This is a genomic window from Candidatus Methylomirabilota bacterium, from assembly GCA_035315345.1.
Taxonomy (GTDB): Bacteria; Methylomirabilota; Methylomirabilia; order Rokubacteriales; family CSP1-6; genus CAMLFJ01.
Map to the genome: position 1 here is coordinate 23,550 of DATFYA010000103.1, position 6,015 is coordinate 29,564.

General features: G+C 69.9%; 6 protein-coding genes. 4 read left to right on the forward strand and 2 right to left on the reverse strand.

Annotated elements, in window-relative coordinates; all coding sequences use genetic code 11:
- Nucleotides 1–2 precede the first annotated feature (2 nt).
- Entirely contained in the window at nucleotides 3–1,421 is a 1,419-nt protein-coding gene (locus VKN16_13530) for an extracellular solute-binding protein (protein HME95222.1), read from the reverse strand.
- Between the two features lie 136 nt (nucleotides 1,422–1,557).
- Here VKN16_13530 and VKN16_13535 point away from each other — a divergent pair, with 136 nt between their 5' ends.
- Genes VKN16_13535 through ilvD form a run of 4 tightly spaced genes read left to right on the forward strand, consistent with a single transcriptional unit; the run spans nucleotide 1,558 to nucleotide 4,853 of the window.
- Nucleotides 1,558–2,010, forward strand: coding sequence for a MaoC/PaaZ C-terminal domain-containing protein (locus VKN16_13535; GenBank protein HME95223.1), 453 nt, complete (start codon nucleotides 1,558–1,560; stop codon nucleotides 2,008–2,010).
- 7 nt (nucleotides 2,011–2,017) lie between these two features.
- Nucleotides 2,018–2,440 (forward strand): hypothetical protein, encoded by a 423-nt coding sequence (locus VKN16_13540; GenBank protein HME95224.1) that lies wholly within the window; start codon nucleotides 2,018–2,020, stop codon nucleotides 2,438–2,440.
- Nucleotides 2,437–3,123, forward strand: a complete 687-nt coding sequence (locus VKN16_13545; GenBank protein HME95225.1) for a polysaccharide deacetylase family protein — start codon at nucleotides 2,437–2,439, stop codon at nucleotides 3,121–3,123. Before VKN16_13540 ends, VKN16_13545 begins: the two co-directional genes overlap by 4 nt.
- A 38-nt stretch (nucleotides 3,124–3,161) precedes the next feature.
- Complete coding sequence (gene ilvD / locus VKN16_13550; GenBank protein HME95226.1) at nucleotides 3,162–4,853, forward strand: dihydroxy-acid dehydratase; 1,692 nt, start codon at nucleotides 3,162–3,164, stop codon at nucleotides 4,851–4,853.
- Nucleotides 4,854–4,911: 58 nt separating this feature from the next.
- On the opposite strand, the gene VKN16_13555 is transcribed toward ilvD, so the two are convergent.
- Nucleotides 4,912–6,015: hydantoinase/oxoprolinase family protein (locus VKN16_13555; GenBank protein HME95227.1), on the reverse strand; the 1,104-nt coding region annotated here is incomplete at its 5' end.

Consider the following 6,015-nt stretch of genomic DNA (forward strand, 5'->3'; position numbering starts at 1 on the left):
GTCTACCGGTCCTTGGAGCCGCCGGCGACCATGTTCTTCTTCCGCCACTTCGCGAAGATCTCCTTGCAGCGGGTGTTGGCCTCGGCGAGCGCGTCTTTCGGGGACATCGCGCCGGTCGCGGCCTTGGCGAACATGTCGGTGATCACGTAGGTGTCGAAGATCTCGCCCTCCGCCGGATTGGCGAAGCCGGGGTAGCCCAGATTGGTCGACCACGGCAGCGCCTTCGACAGCAGTGAGAGCTTGTCGCCGGGCTGGGAGCCGAAGGGATCGGCGTTGCACTGCTTGGCGATCCAGGCCGCGCCGGAGTCGTTCTTCTTGGCGATCGGGGTGTTGGGCTCGGCGGCCGCGCCATAGAACGACGGGAAGTTGTAGAGCTTGCTCGCGAGCATCGACTCGCGGGAGGCGTCGACCAGGGCCACCAGGAACTCCTTGGCGATGTCCTGGCTCTTGGAGAACTTCCAGACCACGTAGCCGCTCATGACGTGCTCGGAGGCGAGCTGGATCCCGGTCGGACCCTTGAGCGCCGGGGTGAAGAAGTAGTTGTCGAGCACCGGGAGCTTGTTGTCCTGCGCGGTCCGGTAGGCGGAGATGGAGTTCAGGATGTACGCGGTCTCCTGGGCGTTGAATGCCTGGTTGTTGGAGGCCGCGTTCCACGACAGCACCGCCTGGTTCATGCCGACCGAGTACAGGCGCTTGGCGTACTCCAGGGCCTTGAGAGTCTCGGCCGAGTTGAGGACGACGTTGCCGTCCTTGTCCTGGATGGAGCCGCCGTGGCACCAGAGGATGTTGCGCACCGCCATGTTCGAGTCGATGTCCTGGGAGAGGCCGATGCCGATCGGGATCTGCATCTGGGGAGCGGCCTTCCTGATCTCGGGGCCCGCCTTGACGAGATCCTCGTAGGTCGACGGTCCGCTCGGCATCCCGATGTCCGTCCATACCTTCTTGTGGAAGTTGCCCGGATCCGGGACCCACATGTCGGACAGCGCAAACTGCTTCCTGGTGAACGCGTTGTAGGTGCTGCGGTGGGCCAGCTCGACCGGCTTGCCGTACTTCTTCTCCAGGTTGGCCGCGACGTCCTTGAGGTCGACCACGTGCTCCTCGAAGGCGCTCGCGAGCCCGATGAACATGTGGACGTCGTGGCCCGACTGCGCCGCAACCTCCGCGGTGGCCCGCGGCACCACGTCGGCGAAGCCCACGTGGTCCACCGTCACCTCGACCCCGCGCTTGGACCCCCAGTCCTTCGCCCACGGGTCGAACCACTTGTCGTAGGCAGGCACGAAGTGTGCCCACTGCAGGACCTTCAGGGTCTTGTCGGCCGCCGCCGCGCCCCGGACGAATACGCTAGGGCCGGCCGCCGCCGCGGCGGCGCCAGCCGCGACCAGCTTGGCGCCCTTGACGATGAACTGCCTGCGACTGTGCATGTGCCACCTCCGTTGGTGTGTACATCAGGCGGGGAATCTGCTCCGCCATCAATCAATTAGGGTACCATACGGCCTCCGGCGTCCTCGACGCCCACCACGCCGCCGGCGGCGCACCAGCGTGTTATCCTAGCGACCCGTGAGCGAAGAGCCCGTCGCCTACTTCGACGACATCCGGCTCGGTGAGGAGTACGTCTCGCCCGGTCGCACTGTGACCGAGGCCGACATCGTGATCTTCGCGGGGCTGAGCGGCGACTACAACGTCCTCCACACCGACGCCGAGCACATGAAAGCGTCCCTGTTCGGCGAGCGCATCGCCCACGGGCTGCTCGGACTCTCCATCCAGCAGGGGCTGCTCGACCGCGTGGTGCCCGGGCAGGCGGTGGGCCCGCTCGCGTCGGTGAAGTGGAAGTTCAAGGGGCCGATCAAGATCGGCGACACCATCCACGTGGAGGCGCGCGTTTCCGCCAAGAAGGACGGCGAGCGGCCGGAATCCGGCGTGGTCACGGTGGAGCGCCGGGTGGTCAACCAGCGCGGCGAGGTGGTCCAGGAAGGCGAGACCGACCACGTCGTCGCGCGCCGGCCCGCCTGATCGGGCGATGGCGGGGCCGCGCGCCGAGCGCAGAGTCTACTTCGAGGACGTGCAGATGCACGTCGCGCTCGAGACTCCCGGCATGACGCTCACCGAGACGCATGCCGCGATGTTCACCGCGCTGACCGGCTCGCGCCCGACCGATCCCGGCGCGATCCCGGATCTGATTCCCCTCTGCCTGTCGTCCGGCCTCGGCTGGCGCGTGCCGCAGGCCCCGCTGGTGGTTCTCGCCTTCATGGGCTTCGAGTGGCGCTTCCTCAAGCCCGCCCGGGTGGGCGACACCATCCACAGCGTGTCGACCACGGTGGCCAAGCGCTCGATGAAAGACGGCGGAGTGGTGGTCGAGGAGCGCCGGATCCTCAACCAGCACGGCGACCTCGTACAGAGCGGACGGCTCACCCTGCTGGTGGCCAAGCGGCCCGCCCCGTGATCCGTGCGGCCTGGCGGCTGGCCGGCGCGGTGCCCGCGGTCTGGGGCGCCTATACGTGGGGATCGCACCTGCTCACCGTCGGCTCGATCTGGCGAGGCGCGCGCGACCGCCGGGCGGTCACGCTCACCTTCGATGACGGCCCGGATCCGGAGTGGACGCCGCGCGTGCTCGACGTCCTGGAGCGGGAGGGGGTGCGCGGCGCGTTCTTCCTCATCGGCCGCCGCGCCGATCGCGCCGCGCCGGTGACCCGCCGCATCGCCGAAGCCGGCCACGACCTCGGCAACCACACCTGGAGCCACACGAGCCTGTGGCGCTGCGGGCCGAGCGAGACCGCGCGCCAGATCGCCCAGGGCCACGTCGCGATCTCGGACGCCGCGGGCCGGGCGCCCGCGTTCTTCCGGCCACCGTGGGGCAAGACCAATCTGGCGATGTTCGCCACGCTACGCCGCTGCGGCGTGCCGTGCGTGTTCTGGACGGTACAGCCGGAAGGCCGCCGGCCGGTGACGCCGGCCGAGCAGGCGCGGCGCGGCACCGCGCGGGCGCGCGCCGGGGCGATCTACGACCTGCACGACGCGGATGGAGTGCCCGGCGCGGGCGCGCGCCTCGTGGCGTATCTCCCCGCGCTCATCACGGGGTTGCGGGCCGCGGGCTACTCGCTGGTCCCCCTCCGCGACCTGCTGTAGAATCCTCCCGACTCGAGCCCACGACAAAGGAGTTTCCGATGGCCGTCGACCCCCGCAAGCACAGCCGCGTTCTCCTCGAAGGGCCCGATCGCGCCGCCGCCCGCGCCATGATGAAGGCGGTCGGCTTCAGCGACGAGGATCTCTCGCGCCCGCAGATCGGGGTGGCCCATTGCTGGATCGGGACCATGCCCTGCAACTGGAATCACCGCAAGCTGGCCGAGAAGGTCATGCAGGGGATTCGCGCGGCGGGCGGCACCCCGATCGAGGTCAACACCATCTCGATCACCGACGGCATCACGATGGGCACCGAGGGCATGAAGGGCTCGCTCATCAGCCGCGAGGTCGTCGCCGACTCGGTGGAGCTGGTCGCGCGCAGCCACATGTTCGACGGGATCGTCACCATCTCGGGCTGCGACAAGACCATTCCCGCGATGACCATGGTGCTGGGCCGGCTCGACATCCCGAGCCTGATGCTCTACTGCGGCTCGATCATGTTCGGCCGCTGCGCGGGCGCCGAGGGGCCGTTCGCGGGCCGCAACCTGACCATCCAGGACGTGTTCGAGGCCCTCGGCGCCTACAACGCCGGGAAGATCCCCCTCGAGCAGTTCAAGGACGTGGAGGACCACGCCTGCCCCGGGGCCGGAGCCTGCGGCGGCCAGTTCACCGCCAACACGATGGCCACCGCCTACGAGATGCTCGGCGTCTCGCCGATGGGCTGGAACGACATCCCGGCCGTCGACCCGCGCAAGGACGAGGTCGCGTTCGAGGCGGGCAAGCTCGTGATGGACCTGGTGCGGAAGGGCGCGACCCCCCGCTCGCTGGTCGACCGCAAGAGCTTCGAGAACGCCATCGCCGGGGTGATGGCCACCGGCGGCTCCACCAACGCGGTGCTCCATCTGCTCGCCACCGCGCGGGACTTCGGCGTCAAGCTCACGATCGACGACTTCGACCGCATCTCGCGCAAGACGCCGGTGCTGGCCGACCTCAAGCCCTGGGGCACCTATACCGCGCCCGAGATGTACGAGGCGGGGGGCATGGCGGTGGTGGGCAAGCGACTCCTCGAGGCCGGGCTCCTCCACGCGGGCGCGAAGACGGTCAGCGGGCGGACCCTCGGCGAGGAGATCCGCGCCGCGTCGGAGCCGCCGGGACAGGACGTGATCAAGCCGCTCGAGAAGGCGCTGAAGCCGGAGGGCGGCATCGCGATCCTGCGCGGCAACCTGGCGCCGGACGGCTGCGTGATCAAGATCTCCGGCCAGAAGAAGTACGCCCACCGCGGACCCGCGCGCGTCTTCGAGCGCGAGGAAGACGCGTTCCAGGCGGTGAAGAAGGGCAAGATCAAGCCGAACGACGTGATCGTGATCCGCTACGAGGGGCCCAAGGGCGGGCCCGGGATGCGCGAGATGCTCCACGTCACCGGCGCGCTGCAGGGCGCCGGCCTCGGCGAGAGTGTCGCGCTCATGACCGACGGCCGCTTCTCGGGGGCGACCCACGGGTTCATGATCGCGCACATCGTGCCCGAGGCGGCCGACCGCGGTCCGATCGCCGCCCTGAAGAGCGGCGACATCATCAACATCGACGTGAAGAAGCGCCGCCTCGACGTCGAGATCCCGGCCGGGGAGATCCGGAAGCGTCTCGCCAACTGGAAGGCGCCGAAGCCGCGCTACACCACCGGCGTCTTCGCCAAGTACGCCAAGACCGTCTCCCACGCCTCCATCGGCGCCATCACCTAATCTTCCCTGATCCCCCTCTCCCCCCAGGGCAGGGTGAGGGGATGGGTGAGGACGCGGTCTACCCGATGCGGATGTCGAGCCACCCCTGCGCGGTGACCAGAGCCCGCTCGGCCGCCCGGATCAACACGGTCGTGGTGGCCGACTCGAAGATCGCGGGGCCCTTGACCTCCAGGCCCTCCGGCAGCCCGTCCATGTCGTGGACCGGCACCTCCGTCCACCGCTCGAGGTAGACGCGACGGCTCCGTGGCGCGGCCGCCGCGCGCACGCGCCGCTCCGGCTCGGCGGGCAGGGCCGGGAGGCGCCCGATCACCGCGGCGCGCACGTTCACCAGCACCACGTCCTGGCCGGGCGCGCTGTAGGTGTAGAGCTCCTCGTGCCGCCGGTGAAATCGCTCGACCACCTGCTTCATCAGGTCGGCGGCCTCCACGTCGACGCCGTCGAGCGGCACGGAAATCTCGAAGGTCTGCTCGCCGTAGCGCATGTCGACGGACCGGCGCACGTCCACCTGGCCGGTGAAGCCCGCGCCCAGCCGCCGGCGCCCCTCGACCTCCATGTCGGCGAAGAGCCGTCGCAGCCGGGACGCGCCGACCTGACCGGCCTCGCCCACGTGCGTGCGGACGAACTCGTAACGCAGGTCGGTGGCCAGCATGCCCCAGGCCGAGAGGACCGAGGCCGCCCGCGGAATGACCACGCGGGTGATCTCGAGCATCCGTGCCACCTCGGTGATGTGCAGCCCCGCCGCCCCGCCGAACGAGAGCAGGATGAAGCGCCGCGGGTCGGCGCCGCGCCGGACCGAGACGAGGCGGATGCCCTCCGCCATGTTGGTGTTGACGACGCGATGGATGCCCTCGGCCGCGGGAAGCACGCCGAGGCCGAGCTGGCGCGCCACGCTCGCCACCGCGCCCTCCGCGGCCTGCGGATCGAGCCGCGTGCGGCCGCCGAGGAAGCCGGCGGGGTCGAGCAGGCCGAGCACGAGATTGGCATCGGTGACGGTCGCGACTGTGCCGCCGTGGCCGTAGCTGGCAGGCCCTGGCACGGCACCGGCGCTCTCGGGCCCGACGTGGAGCACGCCGCCGGCATCGACCTTGGCCATGGAGCCGCCGCCGGCACCGATGCTGACGATATCGAGGCTCTGCAGACCGACGCGATGGCCGGCCAGGCG